Origin of the sequence: Bacteroides gallinarum DSM 18171 = JCM 13658, from assembly GCF_000374365.1 — a bacterium.
Classification (GTDB): Bacteria; Bacteroidota; Bacteroidia; order Bacteroidales; family Bacteroidaceae; genus Bacteroides; species Bacteroides gallinarum.
The window spans coordinates 19538-39475 of sequence record NZ_KB894153.1; the positions used below are offsets into that span (position 1 = coordinate 19538).

General features: G+C 51.5%; 10 protein-coding genes. 4 read left to right on the top strand and 6 right to left on the bottom strand.

Going from position 1 to position 19938, the window contains the following annotated elements; translation table 11 throughout:
* Positions 1 to 4: 4 nt before the first annotated feature.
* The 6 genes from C233_RS0117110 to C233_RS0117140 form a co-directional block, all read right to left on the bottom strand.
* Positions 5 to 1084, bottom strand: coding sequence for a DUF1573 domain-containing protein (locus tag C233_RS0117110; RefSeq protein WP_018668773.1), 1080 nt, complete (start codon positions 1082 to 1084; stop codon positions 5 to 7).
* A 115-nt stretch (positions 1085 to 1199) separates the two neighbouring features.
* Entirely contained in the window at positions 1200 to 7103 is a 5904-nt protein-coding gene (locus C233_RS0117115; RefSeq protein ID WP_026314902.1) for an alpha-2-macroglobulin family protein, read from the bottom strand.
* Positions 7104 to 8498: 1395 nt separating this feature from the next.
* Positions 8499 to 9956: an aminoacyl-histidine dipeptidase gene (locus tag C233_RS0117125; protein ID WP_026314903.1), complete on the bottom strand. Its 1458-nt coding sequence runs from the start codon at positions 9954 to 9956 to the stop codon at positions 8499 to 8501.
* Between the two features lie 50 nt (positions 9957 to 10006).
* Entirely contained in the window at positions 10007 to 10789 is a 783-nt protein-coding gene (locus C233_RS0117130; protein WP_018668777.1) for a hypothetical protein, read from the bottom strand.
* A gap of 1 nt (position 10790) precedes the next feature.
* On the bottom strand, positions 10791 to 11621 hold the full coding sequence (locus C233_RS0117135) for a M23 family metallopeptidase (RefSeq protein ID WP_018668778.1): 831 nt from the start codon (positions 11619 to 11621) through the stop codon (positions 10791 to 10793).
* A gap of 118 nt (positions 11622 to 11739) precedes the next feature.
* Positions 11740 to 12723: a lysylphosphatidylglycerol synthase transmembrane domain-containing protein gene (locus C233_RS0117140; RefSeq protein ID WP_018668779.1), complete on the bottom strand. Its 984-nt coding sequence runs from the start codon at positions 12721 to 12723 to the stop codon at positions 11740 to 11742.
* Between the two features lie 109 nt (positions 12724 to 12832).
* On the opposite strand from C233_RS0117140, the gene rsmA reads away from it, so the two are divergent.
* The 4 genes from rsmA (at position 12833) to C233_RS0117160 (ending at position 19694) form a co-directional block, all read left to right on the top strand.
* Positions 12833 to 13636 carry a 16S rRNA (adenine(1518)-N(6)/adenine(1519)-N(6))-dimethyltransferase RsmA gene (rsmA, locus tag C233_RS0117145; protein ID WP_018668780.1) on the top strand — a complete coding sequence of 268 codons (804 nt, stop codon included), beginning with the start codon at positions 12833 to 12835 and terminating at the stop codon, positions 13634 to 13636.
* Between the two features lie 56 nt (positions 13637 to 13692).
* Positions 13693 to 15039, top strand: a complete 1347-nt coding sequence (gene mgtE / locus C233_RS0117150; protein ID WP_018668781.1) for a magnesium transporter — start codon at positions 13693 to 13695, stop codon at positions 15037 to 15039.
* Positions 15040 to 15153: 114 nt separating this feature from the next.
* Positions 15154 to 17007, top strand: coding sequence for a DUF349 domain-containing protein (locus C233_RS0117155; RefSeq protein WP_018668782.1), 1854 nt, complete (start codon positions 15154 to 15156; stop codon positions 17005 to 17007).
* 254 nt (positions 17008 to 17261) lie between these two features.
* Positions 17262 to 19694: a polysaccharide lyase family 8 super-sandwich domain-containing protein gene (locus tag C233_RS0117160; protein WP_018668783.1), complete on the top strand. Its 2433-nt coding sequence runs from the start codon at positions 17262 to 17264 to the stop codon at positions 19692 to 19694.
* Positions 19695 to 19938: the final 244 nt, after the last annotated feature.

Sequence of the window (19938 nt, forward strand, 5' to 3'; positions counted from 1 at the left end):
TATTTTACGTATTTTGGAGCCCTTTGATATTAATCTCTACTTTCGGGTGCATCGGGTCGTTCGTTATCATCAGCAAACGCAAATGACGGCGTTTCTTGCCGATGCCTTTCTTCGTAACGGTTACACGGAGACGGGTGCTCTCGCCCGGCTGCAACACGCTCTTTTTCAGCCTTACGCCTACGGCGGGGTGGAATACCTGGAGCTTGCTGATTTGCAAGGGGGAGCGTCCGGTATTGGTTACGGTGATGTCCTGGCGTGCTTTCGATTTCTTTGCCAGCGCCGCACTCATATCTATATCGCTGGCGGAGAGGTCGATAACGGGAGCGTTCGCCTTTTCCGTCTCGGTCATGCCCGAGAAGTCCGGCAGGAGAATGGCGGAAACCGGTATCTCGTTCTCGTCGCCCACCTTGTCGCCGGCAAAGCGTGCCAGGTAGACGGATGCCTGCGTAAGCCCGAAGTCTGTGAGCCGCTCGGAGTCCAGCGTTACGGTGATAATGCCTTTCTCGCCTTTTTGCAGCACACCGGGTTTCACCTCGGTTTGCAGGTAAGGCGGCAGGTGCATAAGGACGGGCTCGTAGGGACGGTCTGACAGGTTGACTACGCCGATATGCATTACCGGCTTCTCGCCTGCCTGTACGTCGGGGAAATCGAGGCTGTTCGTATCGATGCGTATCTGCCCGATAAGGTACGGGTGGGTCTTGGTGAAGTCTTTGATTTCGCGCACTACCTCGCCGTTGAATTTCAGGTAGACCAGGTGGGGCTGTGCATTGCTGTATATGGCTACGGACTTATTGAAATGTCCCAATGCTTCCGCATCGAAGGTTACGCTGACCGTTCCTTTCTCTCCGGGAGCGATAGGGGTCTGAGTCCACCGGGCTACGGAGCAGGCGCAATCGGGCTCTACGCCGGTAAGCACCAAAGGCTGGTCGCCGGTGTTCGTTATGGAGTACTGCACCGTTGCCGGGTGCTTCCACTCAATCTGGCCGAAGTCGTACATTTCCGTATTGGAGGTAAAACGCGGTTGCGCTACGGCTGTCGATGCCGTAGCGACAAGCGCATATAGAGTGATAAAACTGCGTTTCATTTATACCGTTTCTAAATTAGCTGCACAAATGTAAAGTTTTTAAGCGAGATACGCAGATTTTCTTCCCGCTTTTTATAACCTATAAACATTCGGCTGCCGGGAAACCCTGTTTGCCTTACTCGATTGTAACGCTCCCTCCCGTAGAGTGGGACGCGTATTCGGGCGCATAGGCACATTGTACGGTAGCCAGTCCGGTTTCGTACGTACCGCCTCTGGCAACCCGGTAGCTATGTTCCAGCACATAGACGCCCTTGCCCAAATGGTCGAAGAAGAAGTTGGCGGCGGCATCTTCCACTTCTACATAATAGCCGAACCCGTTGCTCCAACGATAGCCCGAAAGCTGGCCGGCAGGCTCGAAACAGGCGCCGCGCTGGTCTTTCAACTGGATGAAGTCCATGGCGCGCTCCAGGCGGATAGTGAGCCGGGAAACGACTTTATCGCCCACGGAGAGCCGTGTAGCGGCGGTCAACGGCTGCAAGGACTTTTGTCCGCCGGCAGAAATGCGTTCTACGAACAGTTTCTTTTCGACGTTCAGCTCGCCGCCTTGTTGCTTCACATCGGCTATGGGCGACAGGTATTGGGCGTAGACTGCTCCCCAGGCAATACCCGCATCCCGTTTCTCTACGGTAACGGACTTCGCTTTCAGCTCGGGGCTGCCTTCTACGAATACTTCCTTGAGGTAGCCTAATCCCGGTACAGCTTCTTTGGCAGGCGAGCGTGTTTCCAATACTTTCTTGCCCAAAACGATGCGGACGTCTCCTTCGTTTTCCAGCAGGTTGCTGCCCTGACAAAGCAGTGCATAGACTGCATCGGCGGTAGCTACCGGAGAGTTCCAGGCGGTGGTCTGCTTCTGTTTCAGCAGCCATAGTTTCATTTCTTCCACCAGGGCGTCGTTGCCGCCTGCCCTGCGCAATGCGTCCATTACCGCCACATGGACGGGAACGGGCATCATGCCCCAGGTGTAGGGGTTGGCATGGAAAGCGAAATATGCTCCCATTTCGTCTGTTTGCACAAGGTGTTCTTTTATGGAGGCTATGAACTCGTCTGCCTCTGCCTTGCGTCCTGCTGCTTGCAGGATAACGGCTGTCTGCGCCTTGCACAGCATCGTGCCGCTTTCGAGGTTGCCTCCCAACTTGGTAAGGAAGTAGCTGTGCGCTACGGCATACTCGCCGGAGGGTTTCTCCGAACCGAGAGCTACCAGGTAGAGGTATTCCATAACGGCGTCCGGCAAGACGGTAATCTTGCTTCCGTTCTTCTCCGCCTTGCGGATAGCGCGGTATTCTTCCAGTGCTTCTTTATTCAGGTAGCCGAATGCCTTGCTTCTCATCTCCGCCGCTTCTTCCGGGAGTTCCTTACCCGTAAGCAGGGGAAGGCGGACGAGCAGCCCGGTGATATAGGCTGTTATATGGCGGCTGCCGGACATGCCGCCGAACCAGCTCCAGGAGCCGTCGCTGCCTTGCAGTTCTTTCAGTTTGAGCAAGGCTGACATATTGCGGTATTCCGACTGGTTTATATCGAACAGGGTGGCGATGCGCTGCTGTTGTTCGGCCTCGGTAGTGGCTTCCAGCAGCCAGGGCGACTCGTCCAGCAGAATGTTCTTCACATCTTGGTTTTTCTCCAACTGGCTGAGGAAGGTTTCTTTGCTCCCGCCCAATGAGCGCCAGGCATCGAATATCGCCCGGATACGCGGCTGGCTACCGGCGATATAGCCTGCCAGCGTGTTGGCATAGAAAGCGGTTGCCCAGGAAACGGCGTTGTCCGTAGCGGGCTGGCTCAGCACGGGCAGCGCTTGCACGGCGTACCATGCCGGGTTGCTGGTAAATTCCACTGTCAGGCGGCGGTCGGTTGCCGTACGGCTGTTGTCGTTGAAAAGGCTGTCCAGCGTGAAAGTGCGCGTTTCCTTGCCGCGCACGGGTATAGCAAGGGTTTCCGTGATATATACCTTATCGCTCAATACGGGTAGCAGGTGTTGCTCGCCGTCGCTGAATGTGCCGCCGTCGGCAACGATACGGACGCCCAGCAAATCGTAACGGCCGGTAACCTCGAAGCGGAACTCTACGGCTGCCGTCTTTCCGGCATCTACCGAGAATTTACGACGTTGGGTGGCGATGACTTTCTCCGTAGCCGGCTCGAAGAGGGTGAGCACGGCTGTGCCTTTGACTGCCTTATCTGTAAGGTTGGCGATGCTTGCAGCTATCTGTGTCCGGTCTCCTACCCGCACGAAGCGCGGCATATTCGGGGTGAGCATGAATTCTTTGGCGGTAACGGCGGTGGCGTCGAGCTTGCCTGTCATCATGTCTTTGGTATGGGAGTAGCTGCGGAAATTCCAACGTGTCAGGCTCTGCGGCATAGTGAAGGAGAAGGCTACTTCTCCCTGCTCGTTGGTGCGTAACTGGGGATAGAAGAAGGCGGTTTCCGCGAAGTTGGTGCGCAAGCCGGCAACCGGCTGCAATGTTTGTGCATCGAGGGGAACGGTTTCCGACTCGAAAACGGCATCCGCTACTCCTTCTCCGGACTGTACCGGGACGTAGTTCACCTCGACTACCTGTCCGGTTTCTTCGGCAGCGGCGAGTGCGGCGCTCTTTGTTTGGGCAGTGCCGCGTATCCGCATGCTACCCGTCATCGCCTTATTCCGTGCAGTGCCGTACCCGATAACCCCGACTCCGGATATTTCATCGCGGCTTACTATCTGCAACGCTTCCGTCACTCCGTCATAGGGGGAATAGAAGTAATCGGAACTCCAGGAGGGCACTCTCCATGACTTGAGCGAGAAACGGGGATTGTAGCCTTTGTTGTAGTCGCTGTTGAGGTTCCAGTAGAAATAGGGGATATAGCGGTCGTAATAGACTTCCAACGACTGGTAGCGGTGGTAGATGCGGTCTAACGATGCATCGTACATCATTGCCAGCACCTCGGCTGCGGCCGGGAAGCCTTGCGGCGTCTTGACTATCAGTTTCCACTCTTCTTCCTGCCCCGGACGCAAGCGGTCGCGGAATACTTCCCATTTCATATCCAACGTCCGTTCGGGCAGGCGTTTACGCAGCTCTACCCGACGGTCGTACAACTGTCCGTTCTTGACGAAGGCAAGCTGCACGGCTATTCCGTCGCCGTATTCTTCCCGGTATGGGTATTCCATACGGAGAATCGAATCGTTCAGCGACAGGGTGCGGCTTTCCAACCTTCCTTTCTGCCCGAAGATATCTACCAGGACGTATGTGTCCTTATGGGAAGTCCCGAAGTAGAATACTGCCGGATGAGCGGCGTCGAACTCCATGTTTTCTTCATAGAGGAAGGTATTCATAAATACAGCCGGATGTGTGTCGGCAGATGAAAACAGTACGATATCCACTTTGCTGTCCGCATTGGTATATTCCTTACCGTTACGGTCGCACACCGACAGGACGAGGCGGTATTCTCCCGACGGCAGTTGCTTCCATGCCGCGAAATCCTTTACCTCTCCCGATGTGAACGTGCTTTCGTAAACCGGCTTACCGGACGGCTTGCCCGCCTGGGTATCGGCAATCGGATAGAGGCGGCATATCCCGTTTACCGGCAGTACCTGGTTAGCGGTATTCATTACGGTCAGCGTTCCCGAGAGGGTATCTTCCTTGCATAGCTTCTGGGCAACATCGGACATAAACAGATAGGGTTGCCGGGTGGCGCTCAGGCTGTACTGCGAGGTCTGCGTTTCGCCGGCATCTCCCGTTACCGATACTTCTATCCGGTAGGAGAAACGTGTATCTTGGGCTGTTGTCCATGAGAAACCGTCCTCGCCCGGAGCAGTCGCACCGGTTTCGGGTTTCAGGAAAGCGGGAATGGAGAAATTGCCCCGGGCATCCAGCCGTACCGTGTCCGAGACAAGCGGCACGGACGGCTGTCCCCAGCCTCTCCAGTAATTGTACCGTGTAATGGTATATGCCAACGGCACGTCCTGGATTGCCGCCCCGTTATAGGACTTGACTGTGCCGGTAACATCGACCGTATCTCCCAGGATGAAGGCTTGTTTCACCGGATTGAAAGTAATCTCGAAAGTGGGGCGCTTGTATTCTTCCACCCGCACGGATACGGATGCCGTATTCTCTACTTCAATGGCAAAATTACCGTTCAGGCAGACCGTAGGCAGCACGAAATCCGTTGTAAAAGAGCCGAACTCGTTGGTGCTTACCTCTTTCTGTGCCAGTTCTTTCCGGTTTGTATCCAGCAGGCGCACACGGTAGTCTTTTCCGGCAAGTACATAGGCTGTATCGGCAGCCTGCTCATAAGAGATACCTTTTACGTAGACGGTCTGCCCGGGACGGTACAGAAAGCGGTCTGTAAGCAGGCTGATGTGTTCTTCCGGACGCTGCTCGCCACGTTTGTAATAGTTGTTCCGGTAGATGCTCTGGGGCAGCATGGCGGTATCTTCCCCCTTGCGTGCCACATAGCTGCGGATAGCCCGGTTCCACTCTACGACTGCCTTTCCGCCGGCATCGGTTACGGCAGTTGCCAGTTCTTTCCGGGTGTCTCCGTCGTAGGCGGAATAAAAGCTGACCTTTGCGCCGGCAATCGGCTGCCCGCTACGGCCGTCTACCGTCACTACTTCCATTTTATTGTCCGGCAGGGAGAGTGTCAGCACTTTAAAACGGGTCGAGACGATGAAATGTTCTTCCGCACGCGCCGGTGCATCGGGTACGACTTGCAGTACGTAAACGCCCGGACTGTCAGGCACATACAGTTTCAAATCTGTACGTCGCAAGGTGCTTGCTCCCTCTCCCGCTTTTCCGTTGTCTTGCATCAGGGAGTCCATGTCGAAATGGGTGGCGGACAGCTTCCGGGCATGCCTCCGGTAGAAGGTTTTGTTTATCCCGGTATCCGTACGGGGAGCCTCGGACAGGTCTGTACGGTACAGGTTGAGTGTAAAGCCTTTCAGGTTGCGACAGCTCACATCGAGTTTCAGCGAGTCGCCGGGGTATATGCTGCTCCGGGTATCGATATCCAGATAGGGTTGCAGGATAGCTTCCCGTATATTACGCAGTTCGTCGATGCGTTTATAGGAGGGGTAGCGTTTTATTCCTTCATCGCAGGTTTGCAGGGCATCGTCCGTATGGGTTTCTCCCAAGCTGCGGAGCCAGGCGGCTTTACCGATATATGCCTCGGCACAAACTTCCCGGGTTCCGTATTCTCCAATCAGGTTGTCCAGTACCCGGAGGTATTCCTTGCCGAACTGTTCTTTCCGCTCGCGGTAAGTGGCGTAGGGGGTACGGCTGATGCCGCCCGTCGTTCTCCATTTCCAATAATCGAGCGTAGCCAGCACTACGGCATCTTCCGCCCCGGTACGATGCCGGTAAGCGTCTATCATCCCGGTATATATGCCGGTGATACGGGTACGCTGCAACGAGTCTGCCTGGAAACCGTCCAGCAACCGGTAGGTAGCGACCGCCCGCCCTGCCAGCAAATGGTACATATCGTGCCGGTAGAAACGGCTTCCGTCTTCCAGCACGACAAAAGGTACGTATGCCTCGGAGCGGGTTTCAAGCAGGCGGACGGAGTCCTGCAACGAGGCGCGGTTATGCTTGTCAATTTTAGCCAAGAACAGATTGATACTCCACTCCCGGATATCGGCAGGGGCATCGTCCGTATCCAAAGCCGTACGTCCCGACAGCAGTTGCCGGTTATTCCGCATATAATCGGCGTACTCGCGTGCAAGCAGCGAATGCAGAATAGCCTTGTTCACCGGGTCGGGTTCCGACTGTACCCAGTTTTCCAGGTTCTTAAGGTTCGTGTACAGGCTGTCCGGCGTCAGCATTTCCCGGTAGGCTTCCCGGCTGATATAGGCCTTCAGCATCTGGGGAGCGTTCTTCTCCCGACTGGCTTTCCGGTAAATATCCTCCGTCAGCTTCACTACGGTTTGCGGCAGGCTTTTCTTTTGTGCCTGTTCTACCTGTTTCCACAATTTATCATACGACTGGGCGTGCAAGGCGGACAGGCACATGCCAATCATCAGCAGAAACAACGTACAAATTCTTTGGAATCTTTTCATGGCTATTCTATCGTTTTTTAGTTTTTGTTCTTTACAGAAGGTGTTTACGCCCCTCTTTCCGGGCAGCAGTTATTGAAGGCTAAAAACAAAAATAACAAATAAGTAGCTACGTTGTGCCGACTTTTTAGAAAAAATAAAGAAACAAAGCATATGCTGACAATAGCGCTGCCGTGGGAAAACGGGAAAAATGAGAAAGCGGAAGTGCCCGAACGAAGAAACAGCCCGCTCCATATACGGATAAATATACGATACGAATAAAGATATGATAAGGATAAGGATAAAGATTATGATAAGGATAAATATATGATTATAAGAAAGATAAATATTATGATAAGGCACGATTTATACGGATACGTGCGGCGCTCGTAGCTCTCCGTACGCGGTTTTCCGTATAAACCGTGCCTCAAAAAAAGGGAGGATATGTCAAAACTCACCACAGATTGCACTGATTAGCACAGATTTTCATAGATTGAATTTAAATAATTGATTATCAAGATAGGAAATCCGTGATAATCTGTACAATCTGTGGTAAAAAAAGAGTTTTGGCATAGCCTCCCCTTATTCGCTTACTACACTCATCTCGGGTAGTTATAATACTTCATAGCTTCAACCCAGTTCTCGCCGACTTTGGCAAGTACTTCCTTGAATGAATTTACAATCTTCTTTTTCATAATCCTAAAAATTAAACTGAATACCCTGAAAACATTTTTTTCTTTACTTCTTGATGGTGTATCCCATCATCAACATCTCATTACGACCTACCTCTGCGAGGATGCGTCTGAATGAACTCATAATCTTCTTTTTCATAACCTTAAAAAATTAAACTAACACCTTGAAAACTGAAAACTAAACTTGTCTCTTCTCTAAAAAGGGGGCGAATGCTTAAAGCATTACATAACCCCAGATGTTCTTATCGGCCTCGCCGAAATGTCTGAACAATTTTCTCAATTTTTTCATTTTGTTATCCTCCTAAAATCAATCTTGTTACTCTTAAAATAACTTGTTATCCTATCATTTCTATGTTTTACAACACAAAAATAGAGCCTTTGTTCAAGATAGCAAGTGGTTTTATATAGAAAAACATGTTTTATAACACATTTCTTGACCTAAATCAATTTTTTCTGAAATTACAACAGGAGTAAGGAACGGAATGGCAGTGCAGCGAAGCAATTATGACAGGCAGGAGACAAAATGGCAGTTATAAGCAGGTAATATACCCTGGTAAAGGGCGGCCGGTTACGGTACGGAAACGGAAACGCGGATTACACGCAAACCGCGGACTGGCTTAAAACCAACCGTGGAAATGCGTGTAACCCGCGTAGCCGAATCTAAAAGACGTATATCTTTAAAGATGCATATCTTAAGGATATATACCTTATTATATAGGAAAAGCGGTTATTTACCCGGAGTCTGTTCCAATGTCGCAACTAGGAAGTCGTAGAACTTCGTTACGGACGGAATGTATGCGCGTTCATCCGGCGAGTGCGGCGAACGCAATGTAGGTCCGAAGGAAATCATATCGAGTCCCGGACAGTTAGCGCCGATAATGCCGCATTCCAGCCCTGCATGGATTACCTTCACGGCAGGTTCTACACCGAACTGCTGTTGATAGGACGACTTCATGGCATGCAGAATCGGAGAATCCACATTGGGCTGCCAACCCGAATAGCCGCCGCTCAGCTCTACCTTCATCCCTGCCATAGAGAAACATGCCGTAAGGCTGTCTGCCAGGAAGTCTTTCATCGTATCACAAGAGCTGCGGGCAAGGATGCGGATATCCGCCTTACCGCCCCCAATCGTTACAATGGCCAGGTTGGAAGAGGTTTCCACCGTATCGGGAACCGTGGGTATCATACGCATCACACCGTTCTGGCAGGCCATAAGTACGCTAATCATATTGTCCTGGATTTCCTCGGGAACAATGGCGGCAGGCAGGTCGGCGTTTTCCAGCGTCAGGGTAATGCCTTCTTCAATCGGCGTATATTCTTCGTTAATCTGTGCCTCGTACTCTTTGATATACTCCTCCAGTCCGTCGATGTCTTCGGGATTGAATACGAGGACGGCATGTGCCTCGCGCGGAATGGCGTTGCGCATATTGCCGCCTTCGAAACCCGACAGCCGGCAGTCGAACTCCACCAGCAAATCGTGTACGACACGGGCAAGCAACTTATTGGCATTACCGCGCCCCTGGTTGATTTCCAGCCCGGAGTGTCCGCCGCGCAAGCCTTTCAGAACTATCTTGCGGGCTACCAAATCGGCAGCGGGCGCTTCTTCCTTATATTCCAGCGTAGCTGTGATGTCAATGCCACCCGCACAGCCGATGTACAGCTCTCCTTCATCTTCCGAATCGAGATTCAGCAAAATCTCGCCTTGCAGCGTACCGGGCTTCAAGCCGAAAGCGCCGTACATACCCGTTTCCTCATCCTTAGTAATCAATGCTTCCAGCGGACCGTGTTTCAGGTCTTTCGCCTCGAGCACAGCCATAATGGCAGCTACGCCCAAGCCGTCGTCGGCGCCTAGCGTAGTGCCTTTTGCCTTTACCCAGTCGCCGTCGATATAGGTTTCAATGGGGTCTTTCGTAAAATCGTGAACGGTATCGTTGTTCTTCTGCGGAACCATGTCCATGTGTGCCTGAAGGATGACGCCTTTGCGGTTTTCCATACCCGGAGTGGCTGGTTTGCGGATAATCACATTACCTACTTCATCGACAAACGATTCCAAGCCCAAACCCTTACCGAAATTTACAAGAAACTCAGTTATTTTCTCCATATGTCCGGACGGACGGGGTATCTGAGTGAGCGAATAGAAATGCTTCCACACATTTTGTGGAGCCAACTGTAAGATTGTACTCATAATTATAAAAGTTGTTTTCGCAAATATAAGAGTTATTTTTCAATATCCTCCTAATCGGAATTGCAAAAATCGGCAAAGTCATGCTCGAACTGCACGAAGCCTCCGGGATAGATGTAGCCTATAAGCTGTGAATAACGGACGCCTTTCACTTCCTTGTTCAGCAAGGCGATAAAATTCTCCATAAATTCCTTTTCAGCGACTTCAAGCCCGAACGTTACAAGTGCATGGGACAGGACGTAGGCATAGGATTCATCCGTGAGCAGCTTTTTATGAAAATCGCCGTGGGTATTGTCTATAAACGATTTCAGGTCTACTTCGCCCAACATATACATGGTGCGCATCCGCCCGCGCTCATAGGTTCCGAAGGTGTGTTTCAGCCCTTTCTTTCCCAGCTCGCAATGTTCGAAATACTCGGACAGTCCTTCGTTGAGCCACCCCGGCAGCCTTTTTATGGCCTGGCGGCTTAAATGGTGTGCCAGCTCGTGAATTATCACCTTCGAGCTTTGTTCGCGCCACTTCTCACGCCCCAACACAACCGCTTCTTTCCTGCTGGGAATATATAGTCCGGCGGTCTGCAAAGAGGACAGTCTCACTTTTATACTATCCAGATAGTCCCAGGCGTCCTGTCTTTTCTCGAAAACAGTCAGTTTCAGGTCGGTAGTGTCTTTCAAGCCGAACCGTGCATAGAACTCGAGTTCGAATGCCAGAAAGCGTTCTATCCAGGCCTTGTCCTTTTCCGGAAGCGGGTTTCCGGCATAGCTTATCCGCAAGTTCTGTGCGAAAGTACCGCAGCAGGCAACGAGTATCAAGCAAAGGAGCAATGGGCGTTTCATATCATTTCTTGTTTTTCAGATATTTCTTCTGTTCGCGCTTACTCATATCCAGCATGACAAGCCCGTCGTCTACGAGTGCAGTGTACATCTTCCTTTCCACAGGCTTTACATCGCCCTCCGTAGTGCGGAACACCGGTGTAAAATGCGAATAAGCATACCCGGCAGCCTCCAGCCCGTCGAACTTGTTCTTATCGAGGAAAAAGAAGGAAACGGAAACTCCCGTAGGCCCGGCTATCCCGACAGGCTGCCCCGTACGCACTTTCTCGCCGGGGGTAATGAAGTTCTCGTGCATAGCCAGATAAGCCGCAAAAGTGTAGTCGGCATGGCATATAAGCAGTTGGCGCGACAACACCGTGCAGCAGGCAATACCGCTACGGGTGGCATAAACGGTATCGCCCGGCACCATACGAAACTGCAATGTCCGGAGAGACTCGCGCCTGTCTGTCCGCCAGGCAGTACGCCTGCCGCTTTTCACCGGAAAGGCATAGGGCGTATCTATCTTGAAGTCTTTCGGAAAATTCCCGCGGAAAAACATATAAGTAGTGGGGTTGTCGAAAAAATTATCGTACCGGGCATTCTTCATTCTCTTGAAAATCGTGTTCTTGCCGGGCTTCAGGCTGTAAGAGTCGTCGTTGACACGGTAAAGGTAGTAGTTGCAGTAATCCTCGTTGTAATAATTCAACTCGAGGTTTCTGTCGTCGTCGTACTCCCACTCCGACCTTACGATGTTGACGGGGCGTTCCAGTATTTTCCGTAACGACTGCGCATCGGCGTAGGCGGACAATGCCAACAATGCCACGGCCGCTATCAAAGAGTTCGCTGCTTTTTTCATAAATATCAGATGTTCTGTATGCAAAAATAACCATTTTCCGCAAATAGCCTACAACCGACGTATGAAATTCGTATTTTCCGCATACCGGACAAGCATGCCCGGTTCACTGTCCCGGTGATTATTTAGGACGGTTCGCCAACGAAAGGTGCAACCCGCCGTAGATGCCGAGCACCACGACCAGCAGGGTCTGGATGCCGTGCACTATCAGCGCAAAGACGCCTGCATCCGTAGCGCTCACCCCATACATCATCATCATGGTGATAACGGCAAAATGCCAGGGACCGGCTCCGTTGGGCGTAGGAACGATTACGGCAAACGTTCCGCCCACGAACATCACCATTGCCGCCTGGAAACTGAGATGTTCCGTAAAGGAGAAGCAATAAAAGGTAAGGTAGAAATGATAGAAGTAACACGCCCATATAAGTAAGGTATAGAGAACGAACAGCGGGATATTCCTTACATTACGAAGCGACATCACCCCCTCGCATACATTCAGCACGACTCCTTTCACTTTCTCGAAAAAAGAAAGCATCCGCATCAGGTAATACGCAAGCACCAGCACACCGATTACGCAGAACAGGGAAACGTAGAACCAAGGGGATGCCAGCAGATGCACCAGCGAGGGGATTTTCGTTCCGGTTTCCTGAAAGAAACGGAAAAATACGGGCATCTCCGCAAGAAATGTAATCCCCGTAATCAGGAGGATGCACAAAGTATCTACCAGCCGCTCGGTCACGACAGTACCCAAGGAGTGTGAAAACGAAACATCATCGTACTTGGCAAGGGCTCCGCAACGCGACACCTCGCCCACACGGGGCAATATCAAGTTGGTGGCATAGGAGATGAATATGGCATCCACGCAGTCGCCCCTTTTGGGATAAGCCCCCAACGGTTCCAGCGTCTGCCGCCAGCGCCACCCGCGGAACACATGGCTCATTACGCCGAAGAACAGCGAAAACAGCATCCAGCTCCAATGCGTGCCGTGCCGCAACACCTCCTCCACGCGTCCGAAATCGAAATCACGATACACCCAGTACAGGATAAAAGCACCCAGCAGAATGGGCAACACGATTTTCAATGTCTTTTTTATTATCTTATTCATCGTTTTCCCTTAAAATTCGTCCGGCACGCGTCGTAATTTGTGATTTGTAACTCGTAATTCGCCGAAAAGGATTACCTTTGAACCGCAAAAGTAACGATTTAGTTGATACATGAGATTAGTTAAACCTAAAAAGTTTCTCGGCCAGCACTTCCTGAAAGACCTGAAAGTGGCACAGGACATCGCCGATACCGTAGATGCCTGCCCCGGACTCCCGATACTGGAGGTAGGGCCGGGCATGGGGGTACTGACGCAATTTCTTTTACCTAAGGAACGTCCGGTGAAAGTCGTAGAAGTGGATTACGAATCGGTGGCCTACCTGCGGGAAGCCTATCCGCAACTGGAGGAGCACATCATAGAGGACGATTTCCTGAAAATGAACCTGCACCGCCTGTTCGACGGGCAGCCTTTCGTGCTTACGGGTAACTATCCCTATAATATATCCAGCCAGATATTTTTCAAGATGCTGGACAACAAAGACCTGATTCCGTGCTGTACGGGTATGATACAGAAAGAGGTGGCCGAGCGCATCGCCGCCGGTCCGGGCAGCAAGACATACGGCATCCTGAGCGTACTGATACAGGCATGGTATCGCGTGGAATACCTCTTTACCGTACACGAACACGTATTCAACCCGCCTCCCAAGGTGAAAAGTGCCGTTATCCGCATGACGCGCAACGGGACGCAGCAACTAGGGTGCGACGAGAAGCTGTTCAGGCAAGTTGTGAAAACCACGTTCAACCAGCGCCGGAAAACCCTGCGCAACTCCATAAAACCGATACTCGGCAAAGACTGTCCGCTGACGGAGGACGCCCTTTTCAACAAACGTCCCGAACAGCTTTCCGTGCAGGAGTTCATCGAGCTGACCAACCGGGTGGAAGCGGCGCTAACCGCCGGTTGCAGCAAGTGCCCCTGAAAAGGGAAATGATACAAGCAGACAGTATATAGTTCCGTTTTTCAACAACGAAGGTTATGGAAATAGACGAAGAATACATAGATAAAGTCAAGAGCTTTATAGAGCAGAAAGACGCGGAAAATGTCAAGACGCTCCTCACCGACCTGCATCCGGCAGATATCGCCGAACTGTGCAACGACCTTGCACCCGAAGAGGCACGCTTCGTTTACCGGCTTCTCGACAACGAGACAGCCGCCGACGTACTGGTGGAAATGGACGAAGACGTCCGGAAGGAATTCCTGGAACTCCTGCCCTCGGAAACCATTGCCAAGCGGTTCGTGGACTACATGGATACGGACGATGCCGTAGACCTGATGCGCGACCTCGACGAAGAAAAAAAGGAAGAAGTCCTCTCGCACATCGAAGACATAGAGCAGGCGGGAGACATCGTAGACCTGCTGAAATACGACGAGGACACCGCCGGCGGTTTAATGGGCACGGAAATGGTGACCGTCAATGAGAACTGGAGTATGCCGGAATGTCTGAAAGAGATGCGCCTGCAGGCCGAGCAGTTGGACGAAATCTACTACGTATACGTCATCGACGACGACGAGCGCTTGCAAGGCGTATTCCCGCTGAAGAAGATGATAACCTCCCCTTCCGTGTCCAAGGTGAAACACGTGATGAAGAAAGACCCTATCTCCGTCCACGTAGATACCCCCACGGACGAAGTGGTGCAGATTATCGAGAAATACGACTTGGTGGCGGTTCCCGTTGTAGACAGCATAGGGCGCCTGGTGGGGCAAATCACCGTAGACGACGTCATGGACGAAGTGCGCGAGCAGTCGGAACGCGACTACCAGTTGGCATCCGGTCTGTCGCAAGACGTGGAGACGGACGACAACGTCATGCGGCAAACTTCCGCCCGCCTGCCGTGGCTGCTTATCGGCATGCTGGGCGGTATCGGCAACTCCATGATACTGGGTAATTTCGATGCGACCTTTGCCGCACACCCCGAAATGGCGCTGTACATCCCGCTAATCGGCGGTACGGGCGGAAACGTGGGAACCCAGTCGTCCGCAATCATCGTGCAGGGACTCGCCAACAGTTCCCTGGACGCAAAAGACACGCTCAAGCAGGTTGCCAAGGAATCCGTAGTAGCCGTAATCAACGCCACTATCATATCCCTACTGGTATATATCTATAACTTCGTACGGTTCGGCGGTACGGCAACCGTTACCTATTCGGTATCTATCAGCCTGTTCGCCGTCGTCATGTTCGCCTCCATATTCGGGACGCTGGTTCCGATGACGCTCGAGAAGCTGAAGGTAGACCCCGCTATCGCCACCGGCCCGTTCATATCCATTACCAACGACATTATCGGCATGATGATGTACATGGGCATCACCGTACTGCTCGCCTGAAACGGCAAAACAGAAAAAAAACGACGAAAAAGTATGAAGTAATCATTTTATTTCATTAATTTGTAACCTAATGTAACCCGAACGGGGTATCCCGTTTCTAAAAAGTAAATACAAATGACGGACACTCATGACACTAATCTCCCCGAAAAACCGGTGGAATTAGAAGAAGAAAAGAAAACAACAGAGGTTTCTGAGCCGGCAACAGCAGAGACTCCCGTTGAAGAAACCTCGACAGACAAGCCGGCCGAACCAGTTCAGAAGCTCACCAAGGAAGAAATCCTAAATAAGCTGAAAGAGATTGCCGCCGACGTGGAGAATGCGGCCAAGCAGGAAATAGACAGCTTAAAGCAAGCTTTCTACAAACTGCATAACGCCGAGCAGGAAGCTGCGAAGAAGCAATTCATAGAGAATGGGGGAGCTGTCGAAGAGTTCGTTCCACAAGCCGATGCTATGGAAGAGGAGTTCAAGAATACCATGTCCGTCATTAAAGAAAAGAGGAGCGCGCTCAATGCAGAACAGGAGAAACTGAAGGAACTCAACCTGCAAATCAAGCTTTCCATTATCGAGGAGCTGAAAGAGCTGGTGGAATCTCCGGAAGACGCCAACAAGAACTATACGGAGTTCAAGAAACTGCAACAGCAATGGAACGAGGTGAAAATCGTGCCGCAGGCCAAGATTAACGAACTGTGGAAGAACTACCAACTGTACGTAGAGAAGTTCTACGACCTCCTGAAGCTGAACAACGAATTCCGTGAATACGACTTCAAGAAAAACCTCGAAATAAAGACCCACCTTTGCGAAGCCGCCGAAAAGCTGGCCGACGAACCGGATGTAGTTTCCGCCTTCCACCAGTTACAGAAGCTGCACCAGGAGTTCCGCGATACGGGTCCGGTAGCCAAAGAGCTGCGCGACGAGATATGGGCACGCTTCAAGACAGCCTCTACCGCCGTAAACCGCCGCCACCAGCAACATTTCGAAGCTCTGAAAGAGACCGAACAACACAACCTCGACCAAAAGACCGTGATTTGCGAAATCATCGAGGCTATCGACTACAACGAGCTCACCAATTTCGCCTCCTGGGAAAACAAGACGCAGGAAATCATCGCCCTGCAAAACAAATGGAAAACCATCGGCTTTGCCCCGCAAAAGATGAATGTGAAGATTTTCGAGCGTTTCCGCAAAGCCTGCGACGAATTCTTCCAGAAGAAAGGCGAGTTCTTCAAGTCTCTGAAAGAGGGCATGAACGAGAACCTCGAAAAGAAACGCGCCTTATGCGAGAAAGCGGAAGCCCTGAAAGACAGCACCGACTGGAAAACGACGGCAGAGGAACTTGCCAAGCTCCAGAAGGAATGGAAAACGATAGGTCCCGTTGCCAAGAAATATTCGGATGCCGTATGGAAGCGGTTCATCTCCGCCTGCGATTACTTCTTCGAACAGAAAAACAAAGCGACCTCCTCGCAACGCACCGTGGAGCAGGAGAACCTGGAAAAGAAGAAAGGCATCATCGAAAAACTCACCGCTATCGACGAGACAATGGATGTGGAAGAAGCCACACAGTCGGTTCGCGACCTGATGAAAGAATGGAACGGCATAGGACATGTGCCATTCAAGGAGAAAGACAAGATTTACAAGCAATACCACAGCCAGGTAGACAGGCTGTTCGAGCATTTCAATATCAGCGCCTCCAACAAGAAGCTGAGCAACTTCAAGTCGTCTATCAGCAATATCCAGGAAGGCAGCCCGCAAGCGCTCTACCGTGAACGGGAAAAACTGGTACGTGCCTGCGAAAACATGAAAAACGAATTGCAGACCTACGAAAACAACCTGGGCTTCCTGACGGCTTCTTCCAAGAAAGGCAACAGCCTGCTGACAGAGCTTAACCGCAAAGTGGAAAAACTGAAAGGCGACATCGAACTGATAAAACAGAAAATCAAAGTAATAGATAACTCTATCGAAGAAGCAGAGTAAATTCGCGGAGCCATACGGGGACATGCCCCGGTTCGCCGCAGATTACACAGGCTGACACAGATTATCAATATAGGTAAATAGCCGAAAATACCGGAAGCTAACCGGTAAACCAGGGTTGACCGGTAAAACCGGGCTAACCGGCAAATTACACTAACCGGCAAATAAAAAAACAATCTGTACCAATCTGCGTAACCTGCGGTGAACCGGGAGTAGTGTCCCTCTTTTTTTACCTAATCTAATCTCATTGCCGAATTATGAAAAGAATGCTGACCTTAAGTCTCGTGCTACTGGCAGCGAGCAGCCGGTTACCGGCACAGGAAATTACGTTTTCAGAGACTAAATTCAATTGGGGAACCGTCCAGGAAAAGGACGGAGACGTTAGCCACGATTTCCGGTTCGTGAATACCGGTGACAAGCCCCTGGTTATTAAAAACATCATTACCGGTTGCGGATGTACCTCGTCCGAATGGTCGGAAAAAGCCTACCTGCCGGGCGAGCAAGGTACGATACGGCTAATCTACCACCCGGAAGGCAGAATGGAAAACAGCATCAACCTCGTAGCCGAGGTATATACCAACAGGGCAGCCAAGGAAGTAGTCAACTTAGAAATGGCAGGAGAAGTGAAACATGAAGCTCCGGTCTACCCTGCCTACTATAATCCTGCCGACGGACAACGGAGCCAAAACCATTCCAGTACTCCACAGGACGAATACGAACAGATTCTCGAACGGGTACGTGCGGAGCTATATGCCAAAGCCAACCCGCAGCACACAGACCGGAATACAGAAAAGCTGCTACGCTCCATGCTCCCGGAAGGCAGGTGGAACGACCTGGACTATGCCTGCTTCTTCCGTACCAACTGGGAACCGGTAGAGCATCTGAAACGCCTGGTTACGATAGCCTCCTCCTATACCTGCAAGCAGTCGCGCTACTACGGCAACGAAATACTGTACAATGCAGTCGAAGCCGCCTTGCGATACTGGCTCGGACAAGACCCTACCTGCTTCAACTGGTGGTACAACCAAATCTCCGTACCCCAGACCCAAGCCTCGCTCCTCGCCCTCATGGATGCGGGACAGAGAAAGCTCCCTGCCGAAATCTGCGCTCCTATCCTGAAAACAATGGGCGAACGGAGCGACCCGCGCAAATGGACCGGCGCCAACAAAATGGACATCGCTATCCACCATTTGATAAGAGGTTGCTTGCTAAAGAACGACAGCATCGTGCGTGTCAATGCCGACGAGATATTCTACCCGGTACAAATCGTCGAGAGCGAAGGCATACAAGAGGACATGTCCTACCACCAGCACGGGCCGCAGCTCTACATAGGCGGATACGGCACAGTTTTCGTCGATAACATAGTGCGCATGGGCAATATCCTCAACGGAACGAAATATGCCATGAACCGGGAAAAGCTCGACCTGTTCTCCGACTTCACCCGCAATACCTACTTCAACGTATTCCGCGGTAGGTATCTGGACTTTAGCGTAACGGGAAGGGGCGTCAGCCGCAAGGGAACACTGGACTACGGAGACTGCGCCGCCCTATTCCGAAATTTGCAGACGCTCGACCCCGGACATGCCGACGAATACGCAGCCATTGCCCGCCGTTTCCTTACCCAAGACGCATCCTACCGGCGTTCCGACAGGAATACCATGTACAAGTGCTCGGACTATATGCTGCACAACCGGCAGCATTACGATTTCTCCGTACGTACCGCCTCCACGCGCACCAACAAGACCGAGAGCGGAAACGGCGAGAACCTATACGGGACTTATATAAGCGACGGCGCCACCGATATCCGCGTCAACGGCAACGAGTACTTCGATATCTTCCCCGTATGGGAATGGGACAGGATACCGGGAACCACCCTGCCCGCAGGCGAAAAACGGAACCCCGTGGACTGGGGAACCGAAGGCAGCAGCACCTTCACCGGTGGAGTATCCGACGGGAAATACGGTGTAATGACCTTCAAAATGGACGACTACGGGGTGAAAGCCCGGAAATCATGGTTCATGTTCGACAACGAGGTGGTCTGCCTGGGCAGCGGCATCTGTGCAGATGTACCGGAGGAAATCTTCACCACCGTCAACCAATGCCATTTGGACGGAAACGTATGGATTAACACCGGAAAAACATTCCGGCAGACCACCCGGGGAGAAACCGCCTTCGAGCAGGCTCCGCAATGGATTTGGCACGACAGCATCGCTTACTTCTTCCCGCAAAAGGGCAATATAGAGCTTAGGATGAAAGAGCAAAAAGGCAGTTGGGCGAAAATCAACTTCAATTATCCCGCCACCGAAATCAGCCTGCCGGTATTCAACCTGGTCATTGCCCACGGAAAATCGCCACAAGACGCCTCGTACGCATACATCGTAGTTCCGGGCATCAGTCACCCGGAAAAGCTGGAAGCCTACTCGCCCAAAGACATAAAAATAGAACGGAACGATGCAGAAATGCAAGCCGTAAGCAAGGAACAGCCGGGAATCCTACAAATCGTATTCTTTGCCCCCGGCACATTCGATAACGGGAAAACCAAGGTGAAAGCCCTGAAACCCTGCGTCGTACAGATAAAGAAAAGCAAAGGAGAAGTAACGGACGTACAGATAGCCGACCCGCAAAACCAGGAAAAGCTACGCCTGGGGACAGATGTGATTATCCTAGGGATATTCAGTAAATGTCCCTAAAAATCAAGATGGCATATGAAGATGATAGAGCATACTCACTTCATATGCCATTTTTATAGTCCTATTCCTGTAATTTCTCACACAATCTTACCCTACAAGACATGACGCTCGGGAAGAAGTCTGAAGACATCTTCTGCCTCTGCCTGTAAAATCATATCATGCCGCTTTCACCGTCCTGTTCCTGATCTTGTCTATCATCAGTACGGCATTTGCCGTATGTATTCCAAAGAAAATCCACAGGATT